Annotated in this window: 31 protein-coding genes; 25 read left to right on the top strand and 6 right to left on the bottom strand. The window is 44.5% G+C overall.

The features are described 5' to 3' along the window. Nucleotide 1 precedes the first annotated feature (1 nt). Nucleotides 2–4,219, top strand: a complete 4,218-nt coding sequence (locus NPUN_RS37560) for a minor capsid protein (protein ID WP_012409158.1) — start codon at nucleotides 2–4, stop codon at nucleotides 4,217–4,219. Here NPUN_RS37560 and NPUN_RS44795 read toward each other — a convergent pair whose 3' ends face one another. Continuing rightward, nucleotides 4,220–4,462 (bottom strand): helix-turn-helix transcriptional regulator, encoded by a 243-nt coding sequence (locus tag NPUN_RS44795; RefSeq protein WP_041565372.1) that lies wholly within the window; start codon nucleotides 4,460–4,462, stop codon nucleotides 4,220–4,222. On the opposite strand from NPUN_RS44795, the gene NPUN_RS13150 reads away from it, so the two are divergent. The 18 genes from NPUN_RS13150 (at nucleotide 4,402) to NPUN_RS13065 (ending at nucleotide 17,154) form a co-directional block, all read left to right on the top strand. Then, nucleotides 4,402–5,457, top strand: a complete 1,056-nt coding sequence (locus NPUN_RS13150; protein WP_234711098.1) for a hypothetical protein — start codon at nucleotides 4,402–4,404, stop codon at nucleotides 5,455–5,457. The genes NPUN_RS44795 and NPUN_RS13150 overlap by 61 nt on opposite strands. Continuing rightward, the gene (locus tag NPUN_RS13145) at nucleotides 5,457–6,020 is read left to right on the top strand and encodes a hypothetical protein (RefSeq protein WP_012409156.1); all 564 of its coding nucleotides are present in this window, start codon (nucleotides 5,457–5,459) and stop codon (nucleotides 6,018–6,020) included. Before NPUN_RS13150 ends, NPUN_RS13145 begins: the two co-directional genes overlap by 1 nt. Nucleotides 6,021–6,060: 40 nt before the next feature. Further along, nucleotides 6,061–7,023 (top strand): hypothetical protein, encoded by a 963-nt coding sequence (locus NPUN_RS13140; protein WP_012409155.1) that lies wholly within the window; start codon nucleotides 6,061–6,063, stop codon nucleotides 7,021–7,023. Between the two features lie 40 nt (nucleotides 7,024–7,063). Continuing rightward, nucleotides 7,064–7,996 (top strand): hypothetical protein, encoded by a 933-nt coding sequence (locus tag NPUN_RS13135; protein WP_012409154.1) that lies wholly within the window; start codon nucleotides 7,064–7,066, stop codon nucleotides 7,994–7,996. Between the two features lie 40 nt (nucleotides 7,997–8,036). After that, nucleotides 8,037–9,173, top strand: a complete 1,137-nt coding sequence (locus tag NPUN_RS13130) for a hypothetical protein (protein ID WP_012409153.1) — start codon at nucleotides 8,037–8,039, stop codon at nucleotides 9,171–9,173. Continuing rightward, the gene (locus NPUN_RS13125) at nucleotides 9,173–9,694 is read left to right on the top strand and encodes a helix-hairpin-helix domain-containing protein (protein WP_012409152.1); all 522 of its coding nucleotides are present in this window, start codon (nucleotides 9,173–9,175) and stop codon (nucleotides 9,692–9,694) included. The genes NPUN_RS13130 and NPUN_RS13125 overlap by 1 nt, the downstream gene beginning before the upstream one ends. Beyond that, a complete protein-coding gene (locus NPUN_RS13120) occupies nucleotides 9,657–9,986 on the top strand; it encodes a hypothetical protein (protein ID WP_012409151.1) in 330 nt (109 codons plus the stop codon). The genes NPUN_RS13125 and NPUN_RS13120 overlap by 38 nt, the downstream gene beginning before the upstream one ends. Continuing rightward, nucleotides 9,979–10,518, top strand: a complete 540-nt coding sequence (locus tag NPUN_RS13115; protein ID WP_012409150.1) for a hypothetical protein — start codon at nucleotides 9,979–9,981, stop codon at nucleotides 10,516–10,518. The genes NPUN_RS13120 and NPUN_RS13115 overlap by 8 nt, the downstream gene beginning before the upstream one ends. A 1-nt stretch (nucleotide 10,519) precedes the next feature. Then, entirely contained in the window at nucleotides 10,520–13,189 is a 2,670-nt protein-coding gene (locus tag NPUN_RS13110) for a hypothetical protein (protein WP_148220307.1), read from the top strand. A gap of 29 nt (nucleotides 13,190–13,218) precedes the next feature. Beyond that, nucleotides 13,219–13,500 (top strand): hypothetical protein, encoded by a 282-nt coding sequence (locus NPUN_RS13105; RefSeq protein ID WP_041565371.1) that lies wholly within the window; start codon nucleotides 13,219–13,221, stop codon nucleotides 13,498–13,500. Further along, nucleotides 13,484–13,942, top strand: a complete 459-nt coding sequence (locus NPUN_RS13100; protein WP_012409148.1) for a phage virion morphogenesis protein — start codon at nucleotides 13,484–13,486, stop codon at nucleotides 13,940–13,942. The genes NPUN_RS13105 and NPUN_RS13100 overlap by 17 nt, the downstream gene beginning before the upstream one ends. Nucleotides 13,943–13,985: 43 nt before the next feature. Then, the gene (locus NPUN_RS13095) at nucleotides 13,986–14,297 is read left to right on the top strand and encodes a hypothetical protein (protein ID WP_012409147.1); all 312 of its coding nucleotides are present in this window, start codon (nucleotides 13,986–13,988) and stop codon (nucleotides 14,295–14,297) included. Between the two features lie 23 nt (nucleotides 14,298–14,320). Beyond that, on the top strand, nucleotides 14,321–14,560 hold the full coding sequence (locus NPUN_RS13090; RefSeq protein ID WP_041565370.1) for an Acb2/Tad1 domain-containing protein: 240 nt from the start codon (nucleotides 14,321–14,323) through the stop codon (nucleotides 14,558–14,560). Nucleotides 14,561–14,562: 2 nt separating this feature from the next. After that, the gene (locus NPUN_RS13085; RefSeq protein WP_041565369.1) at nucleotides 14,563–15,054 is read left to right on the top strand and encodes a hypothetical protein; all 492 of its coding nucleotides are present in this window, start codon (nucleotides 14,563–14,565) and stop codon (nucleotides 15,052–15,054) included. Next, the gene (locus NPUN_RS13080; protein ID WP_012409145.1) at nucleotides 15,047–15,841 is read left to right on the top strand and encodes a hypothetical protein; all 795 of its coding nucleotides are present in this window, start codon (nucleotides 15,047–15,049) and stop codon (nucleotides 15,839–15,841) included. Before NPUN_RS13085 ends, NPUN_RS13080 begins: the two co-directional genes overlap by 8 nt. A 110-nt stretch (nucleotides 15,842–15,951) precedes the next feature. Continuing rightward, the gene (locus tag NPUN_RS13075) at nucleotides 15,952–16,512 is read left to right on the top strand and encodes a hypothetical protein (protein WP_012409144.1); all 561 of its coding nucleotides are present in this window, start codon (nucleotides 15,952–15,954) and stop codon (nucleotides 16,510–16,512) included. A gap of 14 nt (nucleotides 16,513–16,526) precedes the next feature. After that, the gene (locus NPUN_RS13070) at nucleotides 16,527–16,790 is read left to right on the top strand and encodes a hypothetical protein (RefSeq protein WP_012409143.1); all 264 of its coding nucleotides are present in this window, start codon (nucleotides 16,527–16,529) and stop codon (nucleotides 16,788–16,790) included. Next, nucleotides 16,777–17,154, top strand: coding sequence for a hypothetical protein (locus NPUN_RS13065; RefSeq protein WP_012409142.1), 378 nt, complete (start codon nucleotides 16,777–16,779; stop codon nucleotides 17,152–17,154). The genes NPUN_RS13070 and NPUN_RS13065 overlap by 14 nt, the downstream gene beginning before the upstream one ends. A 33-nt stretch (nucleotides 17,155–17,187) precedes the next feature. On the opposite strand, the gene NPUN_RS13060 is transcribed toward NPUN_RS13065, so the two are convergent. From NPUN_RS13060 to NPUN_RS13050, 3 genes are all read right to left on the bottom strand, one after another. Next, on the bottom strand, nucleotides 17,188–17,739 hold the full coding sequence (locus NPUN_RS13060) for a hypothetical protein (RefSeq protein ID WP_012409141.1): 552 nt from the start codon (nucleotides 17,737–17,739) through the stop codon (nucleotides 17,188–17,190). Nucleotides 17,740–17,841: 102 nt separating this feature from the next. Then, the gene (locus NPUN_RS13055; protein ID WP_041565368.1) at nucleotides 17,842–18,054 is read right to left on the bottom strand and encodes a hypothetical protein; all 213 of its coding nucleotides are present in this window, start codon (nucleotides 18,052–18,054) and stop codon (nucleotides 17,842–17,844) included. A 26-nt stretch (nucleotides 18,055–18,080) separates the two neighbouring features. After that, the gene (locus NPUN_RS13050) at nucleotides 18,081–18,437 is read right to left on the bottom strand and encodes a hypothetical protein (protein WP_012409140.1); all 357 of its coding nucleotides are present in this window, start codon (nucleotides 18,435–18,437) and stop codon (nucleotides 18,081–18,083) included. A gap of 101 nt (nucleotides 18,438–18,538) precedes the next feature. Here NPUN_RS13050 and NPUN_RS37555 point away from each other — a divergent pair, with 101 nt between their 5' ends. The 5 genes from NPUN_RS37555 (at nucleotide 18,539) to NPUN_RS13025 (ending at nucleotide 22,012) form a co-directional block, all read left to right on the top strand. Continuing rightward, nucleotides 18,539–19,132: a terminase small subunit gene (locus tag NPUN_RS37555; protein ID WP_012409139.1), complete on the top strand. Its 594-nt coding sequence runs from the start codon at nucleotides 18,539–18,541 to the stop codon at nucleotides 19,130–19,132. Nucleotides 19,133–19,162: 30 nt separating this feature from the next. Beyond that, nucleotides 19,163–19,378 carry a hypothetical protein gene (locus NPUN_RS13040; protein WP_041565367.1) on the top strand — a complete coding sequence of 72 codons (216 nt, stop codon included), beginning with the start codon at nucleotides 19,163–19,165 and terminating at the stop codon, nucleotides 19,376–19,378. A gap of 44 nt (nucleotides 19,379–19,422) precedes the next feature. Then, complete coding sequence (locus NPUN_RS13035) at nucleotides 19,423–19,986, top strand: 3'-5' exoribonuclease domain-containing protein (protein ID WP_012409138.1); 564 nt, start codon at nucleotides 19,423–19,425, stop codon at nucleotides 19,984–19,986. Continuing rightward, on the top strand, nucleotides 19,987–21,618 hold the full coding sequence (locus NPUN_RS13030; RefSeq protein ID WP_012409137.1) for a hypothetical protein: 1,632 nt from the start codon (nucleotides 19,987–19,989) through the stop codon (nucleotides 21,616–21,618). Between the two features lie 211 nt (nucleotides 21,619–21,829). Further along, on the top strand, nucleotides 21,830–22,012 hold the full coding sequence (locus NPUN_RS13025; protein ID WP_041565366.1) for a hypothetical protein: 183 nt from the start codon (nucleotides 21,830–21,832) through the stop codon (nucleotides 22,010–22,012). Nucleotide 22,013: 1 nt separating this feature from the next. Here the strand turns inward: NPUN_RS13025 and NPUN_RS13020 are convergent, their stop codons facing one another. Both NPUN_RS13020 and NPUN_RS13015 read right to left on the bottom strand, forming a co-directional pair. Continuing rightward, nucleotides 22,014–22,325 (bottom strand): hypothetical protein, encoded by a 312-nt coding sequence (locus NPUN_RS13020; protein WP_041566125.1) that lies wholly within the window; start codon nucleotides 22,323–22,325, stop codon nucleotides 22,014–22,016. Between the two features lie 194 nt (nucleotides 22,326–22,519). Beyond that, nucleotides 22,520–22,714 (bottom strand): hypothetical protein, encoded by a 195-nt coding sequence (locus NPUN_RS13015; protein ID WP_041565365.1) that lies wholly within the window; start codon nucleotides 22,712–22,714, stop codon nucleotides 22,520–22,522. 182 nt (nucleotides 22,715–22,896) lie between these two features. On the opposite strand from NPUN_RS13015, the gene NPUN_RS41815 reads away from it, so the two are divergent. Next, entirely contained in the window at nucleotides 22,897–23,073 is a 177-nt protein-coding gene (locus NPUN_RS41815; protein WP_167315619.1) for a hypothetical protein, read from the top strand. Nucleotides 23,074–23,153: the final 80 nt, after the last annotated feature.

Below are 23,153 nucleotides of genomic sequence, written 5' to 3'. Positions count from 1 at the left end.
TATGTTTGATTCAGTTTTTAGTGCTTTCGCTCCCCAATTCCCCAACGATAAATTGATTTTGGGAGAAAAGAAAGTATTAGCTGATTTAGATAATTTAGAAGCCAAAGGTGCTTTGTTGTTAGCAAACATTCCTTTAGATGCAGCAAGAGCATTTATTGATAAAGATTTGTTGCAAACCACGACCGCAGATGACGGAAATACCCGACTAAAAAAGAACCAGAAAAACCCGCTACAAGTAAAGGAATATATGCTATCTGCACTCAAGCGATCGCTGTACTCCATCTGGTTATCCGGCTGGAATACGGGAAGTAACCACGCCGATACAGAGGTAAAAAACGCAAACAGGAAAGTCAACTTTAACTCATTCTCTAACCTGATTTATTTTGACGATGCACAAAAACCAGGTGTACAAATCCGACCAATCCGCAACATCCCCGCCGAAAGCGCAATTAGGGGACGGATTAACCAGTTAGCACAAGACGTAACAAACTCGGAGTACAAAAAGATTCAGCAAGACTTACTCGCAGCAGTCACCCCACAGCCCGACACCAAGCAACCCATAAGCAGGAATGAACTACTCAAGCGCATTGAGGAAAGGCTAGGCACTAAATCTGGCAGGTATTCAAAACGCGCTGAAACCATTGCTCGTACTGAGTTGACTTTTGCTTACAACGCTGGACGATTAGAGACTTACCGCGAGTCTGGATTAGTTGAAGCAGTTAGATTTTACACAATAATTGACGAAAGACGGTGTAATATTTGCGCTTCTCGTCACGGCTTGGTTATTCCGTTGAATGATTGGCAAGCGATCGCGGCTAATACTCCAGCAATTCATCCTCGATGTCGCTGCGTGCTAAGTCCAGTACTCAAAAAATCTCCTGAACTAAAAGATCGCGATCGCTTTGTACAAAACCGCGAACTAGTCCCGCGCCCAATTTTATGGGCGGCTGCTGGAATTCTTGCATCTGTACTAGTCGGGAAAACAATCACACCTATTCAAACCATTGCACGAGCCGCCGGACAGACCACGACTGCGGCGGCGGGTATAACCCTTGCTGAAGCAATTGCTCAAATCCGTTCTGAGATTGGTGAGAAAGCCCCTGTAACTGAACCCGTTGCTGATAGCGAAGCGGTAGCGAGTCCTGCCTCCGGCACGCTGCGCGAACGAGCGTCGGAGCAACCCCAAGCGCAGCAACAACAGGAAGTAGGGGAAACAGTAACACCCTTGGTATTACTAGGGCAACTTGACATCAATACCGCGACTCGTGAAGAATTGCAAAAAATATTACCAGGGCGATCGCTTACTGTCCGCCAAGTAAATGCGATCCTCAAGCGCCGGGAACAGTCAGCAATTACCAAAATTGAGGACTTAAAAAACGTCCCCGAAATTGGAGCAAAAACCTTTGAGCGATTAAAGCAACTCTCAGAAGGGTATCAAATTATCCCCTTACTTGACCCTAAAAGCATTCGCACGCCTACACAGTTATGGGCGGCTAATCTGGGGTTGACCAAATCGCAATCCGAAACCATATTCAACGAACTGCAAAAAGGTTCATTCAAAGATATTGAGGATTTAAAAACTCGACTTAAAGGCAAAGGTATAGGCGATCGCACCATTGAGAATATGCAGCAACGCGCTGTAGTTATCCCTCGGCAATTTTCGCCAGTTAAGGAAACTGTACCAGTAAGAGAGGCAGGGGGGCAGGGGGGCAGGGGGGCAGGGGAGGATTTATTACCACCAGATGTAAGCGCTGGTAATGCTATTTCACCACGCGCACCGTTACCTTACTCCACTTCTGGATTACCACCGGAGCGAGTAATACCTCAAAAAGTGCCAACAATTGTAACCGATCCTTTGAAACAAGAACTGTCAGGGATTCGGAGTGGTGTTGACGACTTCAATCAAGCATCTGTCAAAACTGCCAACGATCAGTTAAACAGTAAAGAATTATTTGGTAAGTCACTCAAACAGCAAGCCAGTGACACTCAAAATACTGTTGATGGTTTTCGTAGTTTCAATCAGCAAGTTTCTACCGTAGAAGACCAATTACTTGAATGGGATAGACGGTTAGCCAGTGTCGAGGACAATTACCAAAACCTACTTGACCCCACCAAGCCCAACTACTTTGAACAAGCGCCCGCTAGCATCGCCCAAATCCGCGCTCAACTTCAAAAAGCTACCAAAACTATTGATGGAGCGATTGAAAATAATAATAAGTATGCTGCCAAAATTAATGAGAAAGTTGACGCAATAGAGCAGCGAGTAACTAAACTCAACAATCAACGCGCTGCTGTCACTTCCCAAAAAACTGCTGATAATCTCCGCACCAACCTAGAAGAATTTAATACCAAAATCCAAACTCTAGAATCCCAGGTTTCTAGGCTTCCCCCCGGTGCGGAACGCTCCCAAGCATGGCTAGAACTCCAACGCCTCAAGCGTCAGCAGTCTGATGCCATCGACCAAATTAGAACCGTATCAGACCAGTTAAATGATTACACCAACCCAGTAATTGACACTGCTAGGGGTGCTATTAACACGATTGAACAAACAAATCAGGCGATCGCTTCTACTGCCGAAAAGTTAAAGCAATTACAACAACGACTTTCCAAGCTACCAGTCACTAAAAATCAGCTAGAACCAGAACTTAGAACCCAGTACGACACTGTAAAAGACCTCCGCACTGTACAGCGCCGAATGCAAAGCAGTGCGAAACTTTACCGCCGCGCCGATGAAGCGGCAACCCGCAACTTAAATAACCGTGCCACCAATCAAGAAAACTTTTACAACCGCTACGATGAGCAATATCAAGGCTTTGAGGGTAACACTGCCCCAGTAATTGAGCGGCGATTGTCACAAATCCAAGCCGATATGCGAGAACTAGAATCAATGCCTGAAGGTACGGTGGCATGGTTGCTTGGTTTCAATGGTTGGGATACTGCCAACATCCCCCGCGATTTATCTTTAGTTCTTAACGGCGCTCCCACAACTTCCAAGTCACTCGCCCAGATCCGCAAAATGGCATCTGATTTGTGGGATAAAACGAAACAGATTGAAGCCAACATTGAAGTTGTTAAACGTAATACTGAGTTTAGGTTTATCAACTCAGACCGCAAAGTTCAGGGTTTTGACGACTTGCTCAAAAATGCTGAAGACAATTTAACCTACTGGCTTTCAACACGAAACGCCGCTCTCAACCCCAGCAACATCGGATCATCAAACAATCGATTAACCGAACTACAGCGAGAGATCCAAAAAGCTATTGATAAAAAAGATAACGCCGCACTCACCGAGCTATTCCGCCAAATCTCTCCAGATGATGCTTATGGATATGCAAGGAAAACTTTGCTTGATATGGAGGAATGGAGCAAACGGTATCAAGATGTAATTGGTAGCACTGCAAAACCTGGGGCGATCGCCTCTCAACCCATTACAAAACTTTACGACCAATACCAACAAGCTAACGAAACCTTCCTGCAACAGTTAGGTAACTCTCGTGTAAACCAATCCCAAACTATTGAGCAAGCGTATCAAGATGCCAAGGATATTTACGAGCGCCTACGCTATGACGCTAACCGCATACCCACCTTTGATCTCAAGGGTAAAGCTACCAGTGCAGAGGAATTACAAAAACAACTACAAGCAACCCAAGAACGATTAAAAGGACTTGTTAACAGCAAACAATTTACTAACCCTGCGGTATCAACTAACCCCAAAGTAGTTAAGGCTCAACAACAATTAGATGCCCTTGATTCCACATCTCGCAACACTTTTAAAGAAATCAACGACCTCAATCAAGAAATAGATTTACTCAAACAACAGGGCAAAGGTACAACTAAAAATGAGATTGCACTCGCCCAAAAACGAGATTTATTTGAGCAGACAAGACAGCAGATGAAGGGTGTGGGTGAAGATATCAAAGACCTTAAGCTAGGTGATGAAGCCTATCAGCAAATTCAACAACTTAAAAGCAGTACTGAAGAATTTAGAGGGGCGATCGCCTCTTCTCAATCTCAACTTGCAACCGTCAATCAGCAGTTAGTGAGATTGCAAGAACAGCAGCAAATACTAGGTGGGGGATTGTCGCAACGAGCAATCAAGCTATCTGATGAAATTGATAGTTTGCAAGCCAAAAGGGTAGATTTAGTTAAAAAAATTGGGGATGATTACAGGCAAGTTCAAGAGATGCAAGTACAGATGCGATCTCTAAGAAATCCATAATTATCCTTTAATGTCTGATTTCTTTTTTGACCTCTTTCTACGTTTTTCTATAAAATCCTTCGGGGATATCTTATAAAGATAACAAAGTTGCAATAGTTCTTCAGCAAAGAAGCGGCGATCGCCTCTCTCTTTTTTGCAAAGCGTTGATTGAGAACAATGGATGAACTTCCCGGCTTTTAGCTGTGACAATCCTGCATCCAATCTTGCCTGCTTCAACTTTCTTAAAATATGGCAATCTGTCATACTGTATGGCGCTTTGTCATAAAAAAGATAATACTATTGTCAGTCGAGTTGTTAGCAGATTGGTGAAAACTCAATCTGTTTTTAATATGAGCAAGGCTTACTTTGATTCAGCCGGTGGGTTAGTTGCGTTTGGCAGCTACGAGCAGGGTGATTTTTTAATTAAGAATGCCCTTCTCTTGGTTGAGGGAACACAAAAAGATAATAAAGGAAGGGTTCATGAATTCCCATCCCACAGAGTACAACAGCTGACAGACAACACGAATGCGGCTTTTGACTCTGGGGTAGAAATTCCTTTGATGATCGACCATGCCAAAACCTTGGTCAACCCCAACGGTGGATTTAATAAACTTGGTAAACTCCATTCTCGTGTAGAGGGGAGAATTATTCAAGAACGCGATTTGCCCAATCCCAAAATGCGGGATTTGATTGGCAAATTTGGGATGTTTGGTAAGTTTTACATCAACCATTATGTTGACGAGGTACGCAAAGGATTAATAAAACCTTTATCCCCAGGTATCGATTTAGATACAGAACGGATTGCAGAAGTGTCTTCTGTTGCGTTCCCAGCAATTCACGGGCCTGCTTTATTCCGCGCTGATGACGGAGGCAGTCGCGCTTATTTTAACTTGAGCTACGCCGAAGCCAAAGAACAGCAAGGCAGAATTGCCCGTCTCAAGGGGGAAGCACAAGAGTGCTTTGATATCTTGTTTCGCGTGATTGGTGACATTGAATCAGCCGACGGGAACGACATGATCGGTATCACTCCTGATGCGCTTAGATTAAAAGCGGTTGATGACTTTTACGCAGATTTGCTGGAACTATTGGGGTTAGACCAAGAACCAGCAGAAATGGTCATACAAGAACCACAACCTATTAAAATTGACCCTTATCAGCAGATGCCCCAAGAATACGTGCAGCAGTATTCAGAAGATGAGGGCGATAATGCAGAATTTACAAGCAACACTGTCACTCTTAAAAGAAGGAGGCGTAAGTAATGGCGGTAATTTTATTTACCATGCGGGATATTGAAACTCAGTATGCAGAATTTGCCGAAATAGGGGCGGGTCGTCGGCGTGCTAGAGGTGGTGGAGGTGTGGCGGTAGCCGAGAACGTGGCGATAAAGCCCAGCAAATTTAGACCGGGAGCAGGTGCGGTGGCAGTGTCCGATCCATTCGCTTCTAGTGCCTCAAAAAGCATTACTCAGCAGGTAAAACAAGCCGCTAGAGATGCCCCAACTTTCCTCAGAAAAACTAAGCGTGGTGGAATAGCGATCGTTAAAAAGGGTTTACGTCAATCAAAGAGGGCGATCAATAAAATCGTCTCCCCAGGCGTTAAAGCTGGTGCGGGAAATATTGCCACAGGCGCTCGTCAAATTGGTGGTGATATTGCTGTTGCTTCCAAGCGGGCTGGGCGTGGAGTGTTAGGTCATCTTGGAGCTAATAAAGGTAAATATGCTCTAGCTGGGGCAGCCCTTGGCACGGCAGGCTACTTACTCACCCGTGATCGGACTGAAGCTTATTCTCGCCGCCCAACCTCAATTTATTTCAGTCGCCGATAACGACAAATGACAAATGACAAATGACAAATGACTAATAATTATGGACGTACTTGAGCAATTACAATCACTCTCTGACTACGAAGAAATTCAACACCTTAACAATAATTACGTAGAATTTATTACCTTAGTCCACAGTGCCTTAGAAGCTGAGGCAGGCGGACAGGTTGACTCTGGCGATGTAGATGCCACCATCGGACAAGCTATTGAAGACCACGCTCAAAATCAACTCGACATCTTTGATATAGAAGTTCAAGTTGAATTTGAACCAGAAATGACGAGCGCTGCTGGTGCTGACTTTGGCGAGATGCTTTCAGGTATCATTGATGATAGCTTTGACGATCCAGCAGAGGGGATTGCTACAGTTTCTGAAGTCGCAAATATCACCCCCGAAGAAGTGCAGGCTTATTTAATGGGGGCAGCTGCCCCAGTTCCCGAAGTCACCCAGGCGATCGCTGACCATTTCCTCTCTGATGATGAGATGGCTTATCAGCAATTTATGCTTTTAGGGCAAGAAGCATACAATGAAGCAATGCCCGACGACTCAGTTGAGATGTCTGCTGATGTTTCGACTTACTTCGACTCCGCTCAGCACAAATCGCTCAACACAAGTGTCCAAAATTTACGAGCTGAATTCAACTCTATCCAAACTGAACGCGAGGTAGGCTTTAGGTTGCGCCAACTTGAAAAAATAGCCGATAGCCTAGAGGAGCGAAACATACTCACCCCAGCAGAACGTAATTCTTTGCTCCGTTCAGCCAACTTTAGCCAAGACGTAGATAGCGTTGCAGTGTTTTGCCAGTTTTGCAACAACAGTGGCGTAAATCCATCGCAGTATTTAGACAACGTTGAGTTTTGTTTAAACTGGAAAGCTCAATCAGGCCCATCAAACTACAGCGCTTTCTTCTCACAAGAGGTAGTAGAGACGATTGATGTCGATGCTCACGAAAAAGAAGAAAGCAAAGAATTTGTAAGCAATTACCGTTCTCGCCACGGCTACCAATAAACCAAGACCAATTGGTCTTAATATTTCGTAATACAAAACCATGCTTACTCGCTACAGTTACAGAATTGAGCGCCCAGTCCTATACAACAACGTCAACACCGAGAGACTGTATGGACGATATATTACACCTACTGATATCGCTAAAATTGGCGGTCATCGGCGTATATTACCTGGCAGTATATTGACTACTGCTAACCGCATATTGCCAAGGGCGAAAATTATCAGTCCTTATGCTAGCGATGCAACCACCGTGATTGTGAATAATCCCTGGGCATTTAAACCAGGGGATGTTCTCAAAGTAATTGGTACGCCTTCAAGCACTCCCACTGCTGAAAATGCTGCGGTAGTAAACGCAAGTGCGGCAGCTTTTGGAACAGTAACCGCAGTTTCTGCCACAGATGGGCCGCAAACTACTACAGTAACGATCGCCTCCCCAGCAGTCGGTAACATTTTCACTCTCACCGCAGACGGCATTTCTTTTGGATTTACTGCCACAACTACAGTACCTAGTGATGTCGCCACTGGATTAAAGACTGCATTCGATGCCCAAAAATCACAAACTTCAAGTTGGGCTGATATTGATGCCACTGTTGCCGGTGCTGTGATTACTTTCACTCACCGTCAGAATAGAGCGGTTTTTACCGTAACGAGCAGCGTAGCTCAAGGTACTGGTGGTAGTACAGGTACGGCAGTTGTAGCAGTCACAACACCTGTAGGCGCTTTGACTATTACCGCTTCTAGTTCTAATGGAAACCAAGTTATTGGTACAAAAATTGGAACTATCACCGATACACCACTGTGTATTCTCACTCACGAGTATTACCTCACCGATGACGAGGGGCAGGATAGGGGAGACGCGATCGCTGGTTACAACATGGCAGCAATCAATACTTTAGCTTTGCCCTATATTGATGGACACATCGTTGCGTCCATGCCCCGACTCAGTTTCATACCGATTTACACAGGCGGTTAATTTTAATCCCTAGCCCCTAATCCCCAGTTCCCAACCTAAAATGTCTATTGCAAAATTTCTCAATACAGCCCGAATTAAAACCAAGATAGATGCGCTGATTGACAATACAAGCGCATTCTTGGTCGATCCTAATAAGGAAATTCGCCTCAAAACCGAAGGTAAGCAGCCTGATATGAAACTGCTTGACCAATACATCATCCCTGATGAGTACGCACCGATGGAAATGACCGACGATTTCCGGGTGTTGGAATACATGATCGAAAGGAACATGGCGATCGCGTCTATCATTGCCACAGGTCAAGAAATCCCCCAAACCCGTGCAGGTCGCTTGACCAAAATTGAAGGTTCGTCGTTCGGTAAGATTGCGATCTCCCACATCTTCAATGAAGAAGATGAGATCCGGATGATGGAACTGGCGCAAATGCAGAATATGCCCCGCTATTTTGTGGATCTGCTAATTGGTACGGTAGACAGTCTCCAACCTAGAGTTGTGAAAACCGCTAATGTTTTGTGGTGGCAAACCGTCACTACTGGACTATGCGACTTTACCGATACGCGATCGGGTTCCCGCTTTCGCTTGCAATACAATACCGAGCCAACTTTATTCCCGGCCCCTTTGACTGGTAACACTTTAGGCAGCGCTATCTGGACTGATGCCACTAACGCCAATGGTATAGACAATTTGCAGCGGCACGCACGCGCATTCTACGATCTCAATGGCTACTATCCAGATGAAACCGTGTTATCGCAAGACTTGATGGATAACTTGCTCAGGCAACAATCAACCCGCAACTACGCACTCGGTTTAGGGATAATCAACAACGTCCCTGGTTCATCTGTGCAAGCAATGGTCGGGCAAACAATTTTGGAGAAAATTACCACTGAGTTGAAAATTCCTAAACTCCGGGTTAGTGATGCTCAGTATGAAATTGAAATCGCGCCAGGGCAAAATATTAGAGGGCGATATTTCCCCAACGATACTTATGTTTTCTTAACCAAAGGCATGAGCAAACGTTTATTTGGCCCCACGATTGAAGCTAAAGGCAAACCAGGAATCTTTATTAAAAGTGAAGAAACTTTAAAATCTTCACCACCGGAAAGCCGCTCTTACGCAGTAGGCAGAATGATTCCTTGGATTGCACAACCCAAGCAGCTAGCAGCAAGGAAGGTGGCGTGATGACAATCGATCCAAATCAACCTGTAACGCTGAAAAAACACGCACAGTATCAAGGCAACTTTTACCATCCACGGGAATATAAGCCAGGTGAATTGCCTACGGCACTACTAACTGAAGAATATGTTACTCAAGGTTCCCCAGATATCCCAACGTTTAGCCCCTTTGCTGGCAGTTTTGAAGAAACCATTATAAAAATTGGTGCAGAAACTCCCAACAACGAGCAAGTTAATTACGGAACTTCTACTGTGGTAGTCCCTACTCCTGAAAGGATTCACATTAACGACGCAACCATAGAGGCGATCGCTGCCCTTGAAGGTGTCAGCATTGTTGTTGCCAAAAAGGTAGCAGAGGAGCGAGTAAAATCTCCCTTTACTAGCTTGGAAGATTTAAAGCTACGCGTCCCCCTTGGTAAAAATCTGAAGTGGGAAACTTATTCAGATAAATTGCTATTCGATCAAACACTCTTTGGGCAGGCGATAACCGATGAATTACCCACTGGTAGCGTTATTCAGCCAAGCTAATTTCTCTTCTACCTACACCCGCATCCGCAACGGCAAGCAACAAATTGTCCGCAAATCAAGGAATCGTCTCAAGGTTGAACGGGGGCGAATTTCTGCTAGGCTATCCGTCCCTATTGATAAAGGTGAAGCCTACGGTTTAGGTGTGGGTTCTGTGAGGAGCGATCGCCGTAACATCCGTGAGGAATTTCGCCCAAGTATAGGGGAGCGAGGTTTAGGGATAACCGCTCAAGGTAACGTTGGTAGGTATCAAATTAAGGCTAGAGGCTACACAGGTTACAATCCCAATGCTTAAATACACAACTCCAGAGGCGATCGCCCGTCGCCTCAAAAACCGCCTTGAACTAAACAATGGGCCACCGACACTAGGGCAAACCCAAGCACTCGGAGCAAAACAAGTTGATTACTCTTTATACGAGCAACTTGGCGAACAGGTAGAAGCCAAGTTAGACATGGCTCTATCTATGCTCTATGAGCTACCTGTCCCTAACGATGCTACCCAATCATTGAGAATTCTTGCATCCATTGTTGAGAAATTTGTGGTTGCTGAAATTATGAGTACCCATTACCAGCAAACTCAAGGGGAGGGGGGCGATCAGGGGTATGGTGCGATCCTATTTAAGCAAGCCAAGGAAGAGTGTCAGGCGATCGGGATTACGTTGCCTGGATTAGCTCCTCCACCATCAACTGCATTCAATCGAGTTGAGCCTATGGTTCTACCGGGAGTACCTAAGAGAGGAGAGATACCCGATGTTGTTAGCCGTAGCTATAGCATAGTTGAGCAGCGAAATCCGGCTGCTGCCAGTTCTATTGATTGGGGGATCTAACGTGGGAACGGTACTGTTTAGAATGTCCGATTACAGCCGCGCCGAATTTGGTTGGCCTTGTGGTGGCACTTTCATCCCTAATCGCGCCAAATGTTGGACTGACCCCAAGACTGGTAAACGGTTAAAGACCCCAATTAACTATCAGGTTTACCAGAAGATTGTCGGTTCTAAGGGTAAAGCTGCACAAACGCTATATAAAGATAGAGAGCAGGCTATACGCGATCGCCGTCGGGCTGCTGTACCAGGATGGAAAAATAAACCACCATCTGTTGATATTCAAAAACAGCGCTCTCAATGGGCATCTAAATTAAAAGAGTTAGACAATCCTAAAGAATTAACAGTTAATCAGTATGAAGATAGATTAAAAGATTACCTACCACCTGATGTTTATCGTGAATACGAGCAGGTGAGTACGGAGCGCGATCGCCTTTCCCGTGCAGCTAGCAGTGCCACTAGAAAAAAAGATAAAGAGACAACTGGAAAAGCTTTTGACGATTTCAACAAAGGTAAGTATGCCGAAATTTGGAGCAAAGTTAACCACAATGCAGCCAAGCAGGGATACCCAGATTTACAACAGGGGTATCCAGAGTTAGCACAAAGATTTGGAGTAAAGGATAAACCAGCCTTAAACCTAGACGGGAACGACAAAGACACCCCGCCCCCACCCAAGGAATCTAATAAAAAGCTCATCAAAGCTGAAGACCTTAAATCGGCTGCTGACCGTGAAGCTTACGCCAATCAAGAGTTAGCTGAGGCTAAAAAGTCAGGCGACCAATCCCGAATTAAATCATGGGAAGAACAAGCCAAAAAAGCGCGGATGGCTAAACTCAAAACTGAGCAACAAGCTCAGAAAAATACTCAAACTTCCCTATTCAACCCGTTAGCATACGACAAAGATTTACAAGGTGGACTGCCACTATTCAAAAAACGCATCAAACGCCGCGCTGAATTTAATGAAGGCAGAGGGCAGAGGGCAGATGGCAGAAGGATAGAGTTTGGGCGTGGTGGTTGGCAATGCGGTAAAACCTTCATCCCCTACAACCGCAAGTGCTACACCGACCCAAAAACGGGAATCAAAACCAAAACTCCAATCACCTACAAGCAGTACACCAAGCAACGCGCCCAAGTTTACCGTGATGCCCAGCAAGGGAGACTCCCTCAAAACGACTACGATCGCCAACTATTACAATCGGTAGGCGATCGCCAAGCCAAGTTAAAGTCCCAAAAGGAAAAACTACAACTAACCCAAGCAGCTGCTAGCGTTGGAGCAAGGCAGGTACTTTCTAGTGGTATTGCTGAAGTGGAGGTGTCAAAGCTAAAAGTTGACCCGAAACGCTTTCAATACAAAATCTTGGGCGCTCAAACTTCTACTGGTTCAGTTGGCTCCCTCTCTGGAGTTAAAACTTGGGATGCAAACTTAGCTGGCATTATCCAAGTTTGGCAAGATCCCAAGGACAAGCAAGTATATGTAGTGAATGGTCACAACCGCACCGAACGAGCCAAGGCGCTTGGTGTCAAAACCATGACTGCTAAATTCATCAAAGCCAAATCTCCGCAAGAAGCCCGCGCTGTTGGTGCTTTAACTAACATAGCTGAGGGTCGTGGCAATGCATTAGATGCTGCTAAATTCTTCCGCGATTCTGGAGTGAGTCGAGAAGATTTAGAACGCAAGGGCATACCAATGCGTGAAAAAATTGCTACTGATGGTTTAGCTTTATCCCGACTTAATGAACCATTATTCTTCCGCGTGGTACAGGGAACGCTACCCGAACAACGAGCCGTGACAATTGGTAACGCACTCAAAGACCACAAACAGCAGCAAGAATTGGTAGACCTGATTGAGAAGGAGGAGAAACGAGGAAAGAAAATTAACAACGATACCATCCAGGAATTAACCGATATGGTGGTTGGCGCTCCTAAAGTGCAGGAATCCCAAGGTGGGTTGTTTGACTTGCTTGGATTTTCTCCAGAGACGCGATCGCTTGCTGTGGAAAAAGCGCAAATCCAAGCTTCGATTAAACGTCAACTAGCTAGAGAGAAAAAGCTATTTGGCACAGTGGGGCGATCGCGTGCTGCTGAAGATTTGGCTAAGGCTGGCAACCAGATAAATGTAGCTGAATCAGCCGAAATCTCAGAGACAGCATCCAAAGCGCTTGATGCCTTTGATAAAGAAAAGAACTTATCAGGTGCAACATCAACCGCAATTAACCGCGCCTCTGAACGCATAGCCAATGGTGAGAATCCCAAAAAAGTAGAAAAGGAGGTATACGATGAAGTCCTTGCCAGCTTACAGCATACTTACAAATTCGGAGAAGGAAGCGGTTCTAGAGTCGCTAAAAGACGAATTGGTGGTAATAGCATTGCAGCGTCTCGCCACCCAATTAAAACGGCGGAATTTGGTACTGTCTTGAAAAATCGCTCCACTTGGGGAAACCCCAAGACCGCGTTTTTCGCAGGATTGAAACGTAGACTTAAACGCCGTGTTTTGAAACGCCACTGTTGTTGCTCGGCTAATTTTAGCAGCACTTACACTCGCCGCACAAAAAAAGGCAAAACCGTTATAGTCCGAAAGGCAAAACGTAAGCGTTTGATTGCAGGTGCGGGGCTTGCCCTTTCTGCGGTTACTGGGTTTACCCCTATAGACTACTACCGCTACAAGGCACACAGCTAAAAACTAGATCGAATTAACACTTGAAATCAATGCAGCCAGATAACGAGCAAATTATCAAAGAAATAAGCGAAGCGGAACAGTATTTAAGAAGCTTATTGGAGCGATTACTTGCACTAAGAGCGACACCGCGAAATCTTGGTGATGTCGTTCAAGCGCTAGAAATAATTAACCGCTCATACAGTGATTCACCTCAACTTGTTGGTCAATATATTGGGCATGGTTATGCACATAATTCAGAGCTTTCGCCCTCATCTATTGACCAGATAGCCAAAGCAATAAAGGAGGCGATCGCTAGTGGGATTAACACTTGAAATTAATACAGGCGACTTACAAAAAGCTTCGGAACTTCTGCAAGGTATCAAACTCAGAGTGCAGGATATTAGGGAAGCTGGCCCCGCTATCCGGTTACTTATCCAAGAAGATGTGGATTTACGCTTCCAGTCATCCCCCGCCACAGAAACAGGTGGTGAAGTACTGGGCGGTGAGAATTGGGAAGCTTTGAGTAATGAATACTTACTTGCTCGTCCCATCCGTCGTAATGGTCAGATCCTCCGCGACACTGGCGAACTACTCCAAAGCATGACGGCGGCAGGAAACCCTTATGAAGTATTTGAGGTGACTGAAACTGAACTCGTATTTGGTACGGCACTTGCCAAAGCTTCTAGGTTGCAACGCGATCGCCCTTTCCTTTTTTGGCATCCGGCGCTACTTGAGAAAGTTGCAGCTTATGTAGCTGGATATTTGGGAGGTTAGCAGCGATCGTTTGTCAAATAATTTTAATAATCAAGAGGTGAATATGTCACAGAAATTGACTGGAATAACGGAAGGAACTCACGTTTTGTATGTCTTGCCAGATGGCAGAAATAAAGGTGAAATTAGACCTGCAATTATTGTGAAACTATGGCGAGATGTATCGCCCGAATTAATAGCTCAGGGCTATTCAAACTTGATTGTTTTTATAGATGGAACTAATGATTACCCTGACGCTGATGGGCATACGGTTTGGGCAACTTCTAAGGTTTATTCAGAAGATAAAGAGCCAGGGACATGGCATCGTCGTTTAGCAGTGGGGGCAATCGCTGTTGGACTTGGTTCTATCGTAAATTAACTTATGGCTTGGTCAAGCTAATTATGGATATCCCAATCGAAGAGTATTTTCGTTATCATCCTCCTACGCCAGGGAGCGATCGCGTCCGCAAGCACGACAGAATTAACGCACTGGCGCTAGAGTTTGCTAAAGCTGTTGATGTGGAAATCGAAGATCCTCAATGTAAGCAGTTTGCAATTTTTGCTTTACAGCAAGCCCGAATGTTTGCAAATCAAGGGATAACGGTTGATGAAATTAGGCAAAATCTGAACGCTGAACAATAGCTATGGTTTGGTCAACTTCCACATTCCCCGAACTCGCCCTTCCCACGATCGATCCATCAATGCAGGCGATCGCCACCTACATCAAAGATGGACTCAACGATCGCATTGGTGAATTGAAGACGGGAATCGTAGCAGTGCGTCACGCGATTTGCTACAACTCCCTTCCTGCTGATTTATCCTCGTTCCCGCTATTGAAGGTATACCGAAATACCGATAACTTCACTTGGGGGCAAAATACCACTCAGATGACCATAGGATATTGTCTGAGTTTTCCAGATGAAGAACGGATACCAGGGATTTTAAGATGGGTTGCGGTTAATATTGATTCACTTATGAGAGAGTACGGGATTAACCATCGGGGATGTTGCCCAAGTTTCGACCCTGAAAGCCAGATTAAAGCTGAGTACCGGGTGATGTCGCTCAACGGCGAACCAGTGTATACATTTTTACTAGTAAATTTTGAAATAACAGAGGATATCGGGTGCAATGAGTGAAAAGAGTTATATCAGAAAATGGTCGGGTGTGATGGGTATGACCATAACGGATGAGGAGACAGGGGTAGTCCGGGCGGGAAGACTGCCTACCAATGCTGTTATTGATGACAACCCAGATGTCGAAAAAATTACAGGAGGTGACGCTTACGGCCGAGAAACAAATATTGGCAACAATGTTAAGGGTTTCAAGCCCGTTTTAACGTTGACCTATTCAGGCTCAACGCTTGACCTTTATGCTTTGCAGCGTGGCAGAAAAATTACCCGTAGCACTTTTGACAATCTCATTCTTCCTAAAGAACTAAAAATTAGAAAATTAACCTACCCAGGCGCACCAACAGGGAAGGTTGGTTATGGTGTAGTCAAAGATGTGCAAACCTCTGCGTCGATTGTTGCTGATAATCAAGACGTTTTGCCTCTAATTCAACAACCTTATGACAGTTTCAGCCCAAGTACTGATAATAGTTTTGCGATTGGAGCTAATTTCGCCAAAAAATTCTCTACCAATTTACTCAACCAAATAACGCATATTAAGGTTCCTTTGCCTGCGATCGCGGCAAGAACCGTATCAGAAGAATCTTTAGGTACGCAAATAATCAATATTATTGCTCGATCTAGTGACGACACCGTTACCTTGGTCGAGGTTTATTCTGCTCAGATTGACCCTTCTGGCTCCAAGCTCGATCCTAAAGCTGACAACTTAGAGATAAAGTTTGATCTGTCAGGACTGGGAGTTTGCGAGCCATACAAAGTTTACGAACTAGCAAGTACGGTGTATTGCGATAACTAGGCAAAGTTAGGTATAAAAACATTAGTTATACTCGCATACATTAGTAAACTAATCGGGCGTTTTTGCAATTATCAGTCAACCAATGACCAATGACTAATGACCAATGACCAATGACCAATGTCAAACGTGAATACCCAGAATTTGAAGTTATTTACTGGAATGAAAACGGCGACCCCAGCAAAAAGATAACAGTTCGCCCCGCCCCATTTAAAAGCAAAAAGGGCGGACTATCTGAAGTTATCCATTATCAAGAAAAGCTACTACGAGATTTTGTAGAGCATGACGGGCGATTAGCCCACCTCTTGGTTAATAAGTCCACATGGGAGAATATGGTTAAACTCGCGGCCATCCTTCCGGTAGTTGGACAACCTGAGCCAGGATTTGATATAGAGGCGATCGCCAACTCTTCAGATTTAGCTCAACTTGGCAGGATATTTTTTTCGGAAAACATCAAAGATAATCTAGAGCGAGAAAAAGACGCAAACGGCAATCTGGTCAACGACCCTTCCCTTATCGCCAAGATTCACGATATAAATTTTTCGGCAACCCTGTTCCGTCTGGTACGGGAGAGGGAGGACGAAAGCCGCAAGGTGCGAATGGCAAAATTAGAACAAACGCTAGAGCAGATTCAAGCAGAGCCAGTGTCAGAAGTTCCGGCAATCTCGAAGTAGATTTATTTGCTTTATTGATTGAGGCTTACGGTAAAGGCGGGTTAGTTCCGTATCTAGTTGAATCCTTCCCCGTCCAATTCCTCAACGACCTTTTGGAACAAACTGTAGAACTACGCCGCGACCCCAAGGAACGAGAGGAAGAATACGAGCGCGAACAAGCTCAAAAATGGCTGAAAGAACACAGTAAACAAACTTTAGTATTCCAGTCAGCCACTGGCGAACAAAAGACGGTGAACGTAAAAGACTTTATGTGGAGTGACGACGATGACGAAAACTGAAACTTTCAACAGGTTGACCAATGCGCCCAAAACAGCAAAAAGCTTGCCCTTAACAGCCGCGATCGCCGATGGTACAGATGAAAGTTTTATTGTTGATATTTACACCCCTGTCACCTTAGATGGTGGGGGGACTGCTAATAAAGTACTATTCCGCGTAGTATTACCCTATTCAATACTAGAGTCGGATACTGAGGCTACTATTACTCTTAGCTCTCTGATTTACGCTTTTGCAGGCAACGCCACAACCTACGCAGCGGGTGGTGTTACGCCATCGCTGAATGTGGCCAAGAAAGAGAACGTAGTTCACCTAGACGCTTTTCTTACTGCGGCCGGAGATACCAGAGACGATCCTCCAGCAGAATAAGTTGACGGGCGATCGCCCATAACAAGCGATCGCTTAAGACTTTTTGAACATTGCTTCAATTGAGTATTTCTGTTTGTAAAGACGATACTTTTGAACAATGCCAAGTATTTCTAATTCTTCTAATCCTAACTCTTGGTTGCCAAACTTAAACCAGAAGGCATCAAACCTCGCCGCTTCTGCTGCTTCTAGTAGTGATGCAGCGTGAAACCTGACTTCATCTAATTCATACTGTAATTTAAACTTTCCGTAATCAATCTCTACTAAAGGTTTTTGAGTATTAAATCCAAAAATACCGCTAATATTACTAGGCAAAGGTTCCCGTTTATCTCGTAGCATTTTTAGCATCATCAATGCCATTTGTACATCTTTGCTAGGCTTACCAAATCCTTTAGGCACATTTGGGACTAAAGCCTTAAATAGCGCCACTTCTGATTCGGCGTAAGCAGCAGCATTAAAAATAGCGATCGCGTGTTGGGTAGCTGCAAACGAAGATAGTGAAACTTCCTGATCGTTTTTGGAAACCCTAACAATTGGCTCAAACTCTGGAGTCGTCCAAGAAACTACCCATACTCCTTCTTCTGCCATACTAGATGCTTGAACACAACAGACTAACTATACCAATACTTGAGCAAGAGATAGGAGTTGACGTGAGCGTTGCGGTAGTGAGCGATCGAGCGCCTACGCTTCCTAATCCACAGTGTAAAATGACCAACCCCCGTTACCTTCAACCCATCCCCACTGCTTCATTAAGGCGCATTCATGGTCTGGCATCTTCGAGTAGCAAATCTCGTAACTACCAATGTTAATAAATCCGTGATTAACCCCTATTTCTGCGTCTACCTCGTAACGCCTAATAAGATCAACACCAAGCAAAAATCTTTGTAATTTTGTGGTTTGCATTGTTCGTTGTTTATGGCGATCGCTTGTTATGGGCGATCGCTGTAAGCAAAATGGATTGCAGCGTTTAAAGCTGTTCCCATCTGCATTTGAAAATAATCATCCGTCCCGCACCCATTAAAATGACTGGTTTTTAATGGCAGTCCTTTCAATATGTAGTCAGTCGCCATTTGCAATGACTCACATTCTGGTCGCCACACATCAAACAATTTAATGGCTAGCTGTTCTACCATGTGTGGCGGTAGTTCACGCCCTAATACTACGTAGCACGGCGGCGATCCTGCAACTCTTGGGATGATTGGAACTATAGAAAGTATAGGTATTCTTTCCTCACCAAAGATTGAATAGAACTCACTTTCCCTGTCGATTGTTGACCAACTAGCCATAAATTAAATTCCCTACCAAATCATTACCTAATTGGGGTGTTTACTCATTCACTGGCATAGCGTCTCAGGTTAAAGTTAGATTACTTCGCCCTTATTGATCAATGCCTGGGGATAAGAAAACTAACCCACAAGAATTAACAGACTTGCAACTGAGGTTTTGTCACGAGTACGTCAAAGACCTCAATAAAACTCGTGCATATATCAGAGCAGGATACAATGTCAAAAACGATAACTCCGCTGCTGCAAGCGCTTGTGCGCTACTAAGAAACACTAAGATACAAGCCTATCTAGGGGAAATTGCGGGACTGTCTGAGGTAAAAATTATTGCTGAGGTAGCAGCGATCGCCCTTTCAAGGATCACTGATATCTTAGAGTACGATGGCGATAACATAAAAATCAAGAAGTCTGAGGAGTGGGGCGATCGCGCCAAGGCTTCGGTAAAAAGTATTACAGTATCCAAAACTTTAAGTAAAGACGGAGTTACCACCACAACAACGGTAACGATGCATGATAAATTGTCAGCGTTAGAAAAATTAATGAAGCGACTACGGTTGTATCCTAAAGATATTCCTGTACTTGATGCGGTGCAATTATTGTTGGCTGAAGGTGTAGCAACACCAGAGCAAGCAAGAGTAATTGGTGAGGGTATAGGGAGGATGGAAGAAGAGTTGAGAACGATTGGTAAACCAGATTAAGATTGTGATAGTTAGTAGGCGATCGCTTTTATGCAAATTAAAATCACACAACCAGATACAGAACGCTATCAAATGTGGTTTAACAATTTTGTAGAGCAGGTTTTTGATGTTGTGGAAGTTGTGGACGGTATACCAAAGCAGTATGCTGTGGACGTTTCACAATTGGTTCAACAAGGATTGATGGCACAATCCTCAAGAGGTATTGCGTATGTTCCTTTTGCTTTTGCTCAAGAAATCATCATCTAAATTAGTAGGCGATCGCTTATAAATCACATAACCTTAATAATTTTATGCACTACTGGCTAGATACAGAATTTATTGAAGATGGTCGTACAATAGAGCTTATTTCAATTGGCATAGTTGCCGAAGATGGGCGTGAGCTATATTTTCAAAATGCTGAATGTGATTTCAGTCGAGCAAGTAATTGGGTTAAAGCAAACGTTCTCCCTCACTTAGAAGGCGACTTTTTAACTTGCACTGGTAGCGATCGATGGAAAACAAGACAGGCGATCGCTACCAGTATTGTCAGGTTTCTAAGCTGGTATCCCAAAGAGCCACATTTTGAGGAAGGGTGGAAGCCAGAATTTTGGGGATACTATGCTGATTACGATTGGGTGGCCTTCTGTCAGTTATTTGGGGCAATGATTGACCTTCCCAAAGGGTTCCCAATGTACGCCAACGACATCAAGCAATGGTGTAAACAGCTAGGCGATCCAGAATTACCAAAACAAGACAAAGGCGAACACAACGCACTTGCTGATGCTAGATGGAACAAGCAAGCATGGGAATTTTTAAGAACTTACGAAGAAGACTGTGTTATTACTAGGCTGGATATTTCCAATCCTTTTGGATAGATGGGACTAGCCAAACTTAAAACCTCGTCATCTAAATATGCCGCACTAGTTCATGGTGGTTCGCGTCCTATCCCCTTTCCCCAGTACGCTGACGATCCGGTAGGTTTTTTTAAAAACGAACTGGGTATTGAGCTAACTAACGAGCAAACAATAATAGCTGAATCAGTACGCGATCGCCCTATCACCAATGTCAAAGCAGCACACGGAACCGGGAAAAGCTTTATCGCTTCATTACTTGTAATCTATTTCCTGTTTTGCGTGGGCGGTGTGGCAATTACTACTGCACCTAGTGAAGATCAGGTTAAGTGGATACTGTGGGCAGAGTTGCGAAAAATTCACGGTTTGCACAAAACCAAATTGGGCGGTAGATGCGACATTATGCAACTGCTGTTTTCTGAGACTGTGTACGCATTTGGCATAACTAGTCGTGATTATTCAGAGAATTCCTTTCAGGGTCAGCATAGACAAAAGCAATTGCTGATTGAGGATGAAGCGGACGGGATAACACCACAGATTGATAACGGGTTTATTGCTTGTTTGACTGGCTCAGATAATAGGGGATTGAGGATAGGGAACCCAGTAGATCCGCAGTCGCAATTTGCTAAGACTTGTAAACTAGATAAGCGTTGCCTGACTGTTTCTGCGTTCAGTCACCCTAATGTTTCGTGGGCCTATGAACTGTGTGCTGATGGCGTTTACAGATTAAAACCTGAAGTAGCCGAACATATCATCAATGAAGATGGAGAAATTAAACCACAGCAAGAGTGGCCGCCAGAATTCCCGCGCGATCGCATCCCCGGCGCAATCTCAATTGATTGGATAGAACGAGTCCGGCGAGAGAAGTTTGAAACTTCAGCATATTGGAAAGGGCGGGTGATGGGTGAATACGCAGAAGATGCAGCAGACGGCATCATCCTACTCACCCTACTCAAACAAGCGCGATCGCTCTACGATCAAAATCCACAATATTGGGATGCGATCGCCAAGCGTTACCCTTGGAGATTAGGCTTAGATGTTGGCGACGGCGGCGATCCTCACGCTTTGGCACTGCTACGCGGGCCAGTATTGTACGAAGTGCAAATCCACCCCACCAAGGGAGACTTACTCGACACAGAACGCGCCGCCGATATTGCAGCAAGTCAAATTAAGCTACTTGGTACTGGTTACTCAATTGCTGTGGATAATACCGGAGTTGGCGCTGGGACACTCGCTAAACTCAAAAAAACCGGGTATCAAGCCTTGCCTTGTCGTTTTGGGGATGTCCCCAGCTACAAGAAGAAAAAACAAAAAGAGGAACCAAAGCAGAAATTTACTAACCTCAAGGCAGAGTTGTACTGGCAGTTTCGAGAACTATTGATGGGTGGGAGAATAGCGATCGCTCCTCTGGAAAATGAAGAGTATGTATTCCAAGATTTGACTGCTACAAGATATAGTACGAATACCAAAGATGAAATCTTCTGTGAACCCAAGGATAAAACCAAATCCAGATTAGGGAGAAGCCCAGACTCGGAAGCCGTAATTATTGCCCTAACGAACCCAATGGAATTGGGAGGAGTGCCGCAAGACGCGGCTACGGCATTGCAAGCTGAGACTAATTCTGAGATGGAAGAATTGCATAAATTGTTTAGTTAACATGAAACCTTGTTTTGAGGGTCTCCGAAGCGAAAAGCAAAAATGCTTGAAAGTACCGTCAGGCAATTTTTGCAGGGTCTCCGAAATATTGGGAACAGGCGGGAATTTATATTTTGTTTTAGAAGTAGCTATATGCCTGCATTGCAAGCCGAAGAAATACTAAAAGTGATATCAGTGTGGGAATAATAAACCCAGTACATAACTGACTAGTATGAATTTTGACCTAAAAAATATTTCTAAAAAACAATGGGTAGCGCTGGGTGCGGCGATCGCCCTACTTGTGATGTTTATGGGGTGCGAATACTTAAAACGCCAACCAGCAGATGATGCCGCAAGGCAACTGGAAGGCGTACTAAAAAAAGACAAAGAAATAGAACAGCAATACAAGCGGTAGTTTAGGAGATCGGATCTTCGCGCCCAATGCCAAGCGTTCGCAGCTTGGCTTTTAGGTCTTCCCTGTTTTGCCCACAGTAGTAATATCCTTTATCCTTCAAATTTGCGAGATAAAAACCGGATTTCCCGCCATTGACACGGAACAGGTTGATAACCACCTCTTGCTCGGTAACGCCATAAAGCGCAGCAATATCATTATCTTTGATTGGGTTTTCAGTCCCTATGAAAATTTCTGTATCTTTAATGAACCAGCGCCCTACTCTGCATTCAAAAATTCGGAAGTAGCTTGGATAAACAATAGTGCAATCATTCATACTCGCTGAATTTGATAAAATGGGTAAAGCATTGAAAACCCCTATTGGGGTAGGGGTTTTCTCCACTTCGTGGTTCGGCAGTCACTCCTGGGGGAAACCCCCTTCTCTACGAGACGCTCCGCGTTCGCGTAGCGTTCCGAAGGAAAGGCGTTAGCCTCTCCCTTTGGGAGAAGACCGCGCTGCCTCACTATGGATTAGCCTTCTTGAGGTTCATCCTCGGAACCATCTAGCTCAGGTGGGTTGATCTCGATTTCCCGTTCACCTGTACCAAGGTTCTCTTTGAACCACCTTTGGTCTTCGGTTAATGGGTTTTCGTTTTCAACCTTCTCGAAGATATCAATGTCCGACGGCTTAACATCTTCTTTTTTTCCATTTCCTGATTGACTCATTTACTCACCTCCTTAATTTCGAGGGTGTAACTTTTTCCCTCATGCATCCATTATAATCCGTGGGGACATGGATGTAAAGAGAGTTTTGCATAAATAATTTTGTATTTTTAACCATTTACCATCAAAAGACTCTATACCACGGGGACGTGGTTCTGACATACAATAGAGGTAATTGGAGGTGAATGATGCAAAAAATACGAAATAATCAAGGAAAATTTACTACAGACAGAGCAGAACCCAGAGACGCAAAACTGAGCTTGAGAATTGAACCATCTGTTTTAGAAAAAATTCAAGCGATTCCAGAGTGGCAAGAAAAAGTGCGATCGCTTCTCTATGAATTGGTCGAAAGTGGATCTTAAATATGACAATATTGACTAGCCTCTAGTGCTTTATACAACCACTAGCTAAACTGTAGTGGAATAAAGGCAGAGGGCAGAGG

Origin of the sequence: Nostoc punctiforme PCC 73102 (assembly GCF_000020025.1) — a bacterium.
GTDB lineage: Bacteria > Cyanobacteriota > Cyanobacteriia > Cyanobacteriales > Nostocaceae > Nostoc > Nostoc punctiforme.
The sequence above is the reverse complement of the archived record's forward strand: the minus strand, read 5'-3'. Positions and strand labels throughout refer to the sequence as shown.

What these genes read in the sequence shown, in the direction of transcription:
- NPUN_RS37560 (WP_012409158.1), top strand. Translation starts at nt 2, where the DNA reads ATGTTTGATTCAGTTTTTAGTGCTTTCGCTCCCCAATTCCCCAACGAT.
- NPUN_RS44795 (WP_041565372.1), bottom strand. Translation starts at nt 4,462, where the DNA reads ATGACAGATTGCCATATTTTAAGAAAGTTGAAGCAGGCAAGATTGGAT.
- NPUN_RS13145 (WP_012409156.1), top strand. Translation starts at nt 5,457, where the DNA reads ATGGCGGTAATTTTATTTACCATGCGGGATATTGAAACTCAGTATGCA.
- NPUN_RS13140 (WP_012409155.1), top strand. Translation starts at nt 6,061, where the DNA reads ATGGACGTACTTGAGCAATTACAATCACTCTCTGACTACGAAGAAATT.
- NPUN_RS13135 (WP_012409154.1), top strand. Translation starts at nt 7,064, where the DNA reads ATGCTTACTCGCTACAGTTACAGAATTGAGCGCCCAGTCCTATACAAC.
- NPUN_RS13130 (WP_012409153.1), top strand. Translation starts at nt 8,037, where the DNA reads ATGTCTATTGCAAAATTTCTCAATACAGCCCGAATTAAAACCAAGATA.
- NPUN_RS13125 (WP_012409152.1), top strand. Translation starts at nt 9,173, where the DNA reads ATGACAATCGATCCAAATCAACCTGTAACGCTGAAAAAACACGCACAG.
- NPUN_RS13120 (WP_012409151.1), top strand. Translation starts at nt 9,657, where the DNA reads ATGAATTACCCACTGGTAGCGTTATTCAGCCAAGCTAATTTCTCTTCT.
- NPUN_RS13115 (WP_012409150.1), top strand. Translation starts at nt 9,979, where the DNA reads ATGCTTAAATACACAACTCCAGAGGCGATCGCCCGTCGCCTCAAAAAC.
- NPUN_RS13105 (WP_041565371.1), top strand. Translation starts at nt 13,219, where the DNA reads ATGCAGCCAGATAACGAGCAAATTATCAAAGAAATAAGCGAAGCGGAA.
- NPUN_RS13095 (WP_012409147.1), top strand. Translation starts at nt 13,986, where the DNA reads ATGTCACAGAAATTGACTGGAATAACGGAAGGAACTCACGTTTTGTAT.
- NPUN_RS13090 (WP_041565370.1), top strand. Translation starts at nt 14,321, where the DNA reads ATGGATATCCCAATCGAAGAGTATTTTCGTTATCATCCTCCTACGCCA.
- NPUN_RS13085 (WP_041565369.1), top strand. Translation starts at nt 14,563, where the DNA reads ATGGTTTGGTCAACTTCCACATTCCCCGAACTCGCCCTTCCCACGATC.
- NPUN_RS13080 (WP_012409145.1), top strand. Translation starts at nt 15,047, where the DNA reads ATGAGTGAAAAGAGTTATATCAGAAAATGGTCGGGTGTGATGGGTATG.
- NPUN_RS13075 (WP_012409144.1), top strand. Translation starts at nt 15,952, where the DNA reads ATGACCAATGTCAAACGTGAATACCCAGAATTTGAAGTTATTTACTGG.
- NPUN_RS13065 (WP_012409142.1), top strand. Translation starts at nt 16,777, where the DNA reads ATGACGAAAACTGAAACTTTCAACAGGTTGACCAATGCGCCCAAAACA.
- NPUN_RS13060 (WP_012409141.1), bottom strand. Translation starts at nt 17,739, where the DNA reads ATGGCAGAAGAAGGAGTATGGGTAGTTTCTTGGACGACTCCAGAGTTT.
- NPUN_RS13055 (WP_041565368.1), bottom strand. Translation starts at nt 18,054, where the DNA reads ATGCAAACCACAAAATTACAAAGATTTTTGCTTGGTGTTGATCTTATT.
- NPUN_RS13050 (WP_012409140.1), bottom strand. Translation starts at nt 18,437, where the DNA reads ATGGCTAGTTGGTCAACAATCGACAGGGAAAGTGAGTTCTATTCAATC.
- NPUN_RS37555 (WP_012409139.1), top strand. Translation starts at nt 18,539, where the DNA reads ATGCCTGGGGATAAGAAAACTAACCCACAAGAATTAACAGACTTGCAA.
- NPUN_RS13040 (WP_041565367.1), top strand. Translation starts at nt 19,163, where the DNA reads ATGCAAATTAAAATCACACAACCAGATACAGAACGCTATCAAATGTGG.
- NPUN_RS13035 (WP_012409138.1), top strand. Translation starts at nt 19,423, where the DNA reads ATGCACTACTGGCTAGATACAGAATTTATTGAAGATGGTCGTACAATA.
- NPUN_RS13030 (WP_012409137.1), top strand. Translation starts at nt 19,987, where the DNA reads ATGGGACTAGCCAAACTTAAAACCTCGTCATCTAAATATGCCGCACTA.
- NPUN_RS13025 (WP_041565366.1), top strand. Translation starts at nt 21,830, where the DNA reads ATGAATTTTGACCTAAAAAATATTTCTAAAAAACAATGGGTAGCGCTG.
- NPUN_RS13020 (WP_041566125.1), bottom strand. Translation starts at nt 22,325, where the DNA reads ATGAATGATTGCACTATTGTTTATCCAAGCTACTTCCGAATTTTTGAA.
- NPUN_RS13015 (WP_041565365.1), bottom strand. Translation starts at nt 22,714, where the DNA reads ATGAGTCAATCAGGAAATGGAAAAAAAGAAGATGTTAAGCCGTCGGAC.
- NPUN_RS41815 (WP_167315619.1), top strand. Translation starts at nt 22,897, where the DNA reads ATGATGCAAAAAATACGAAATAATCAAGGAAAATTTACTACAGACAGA.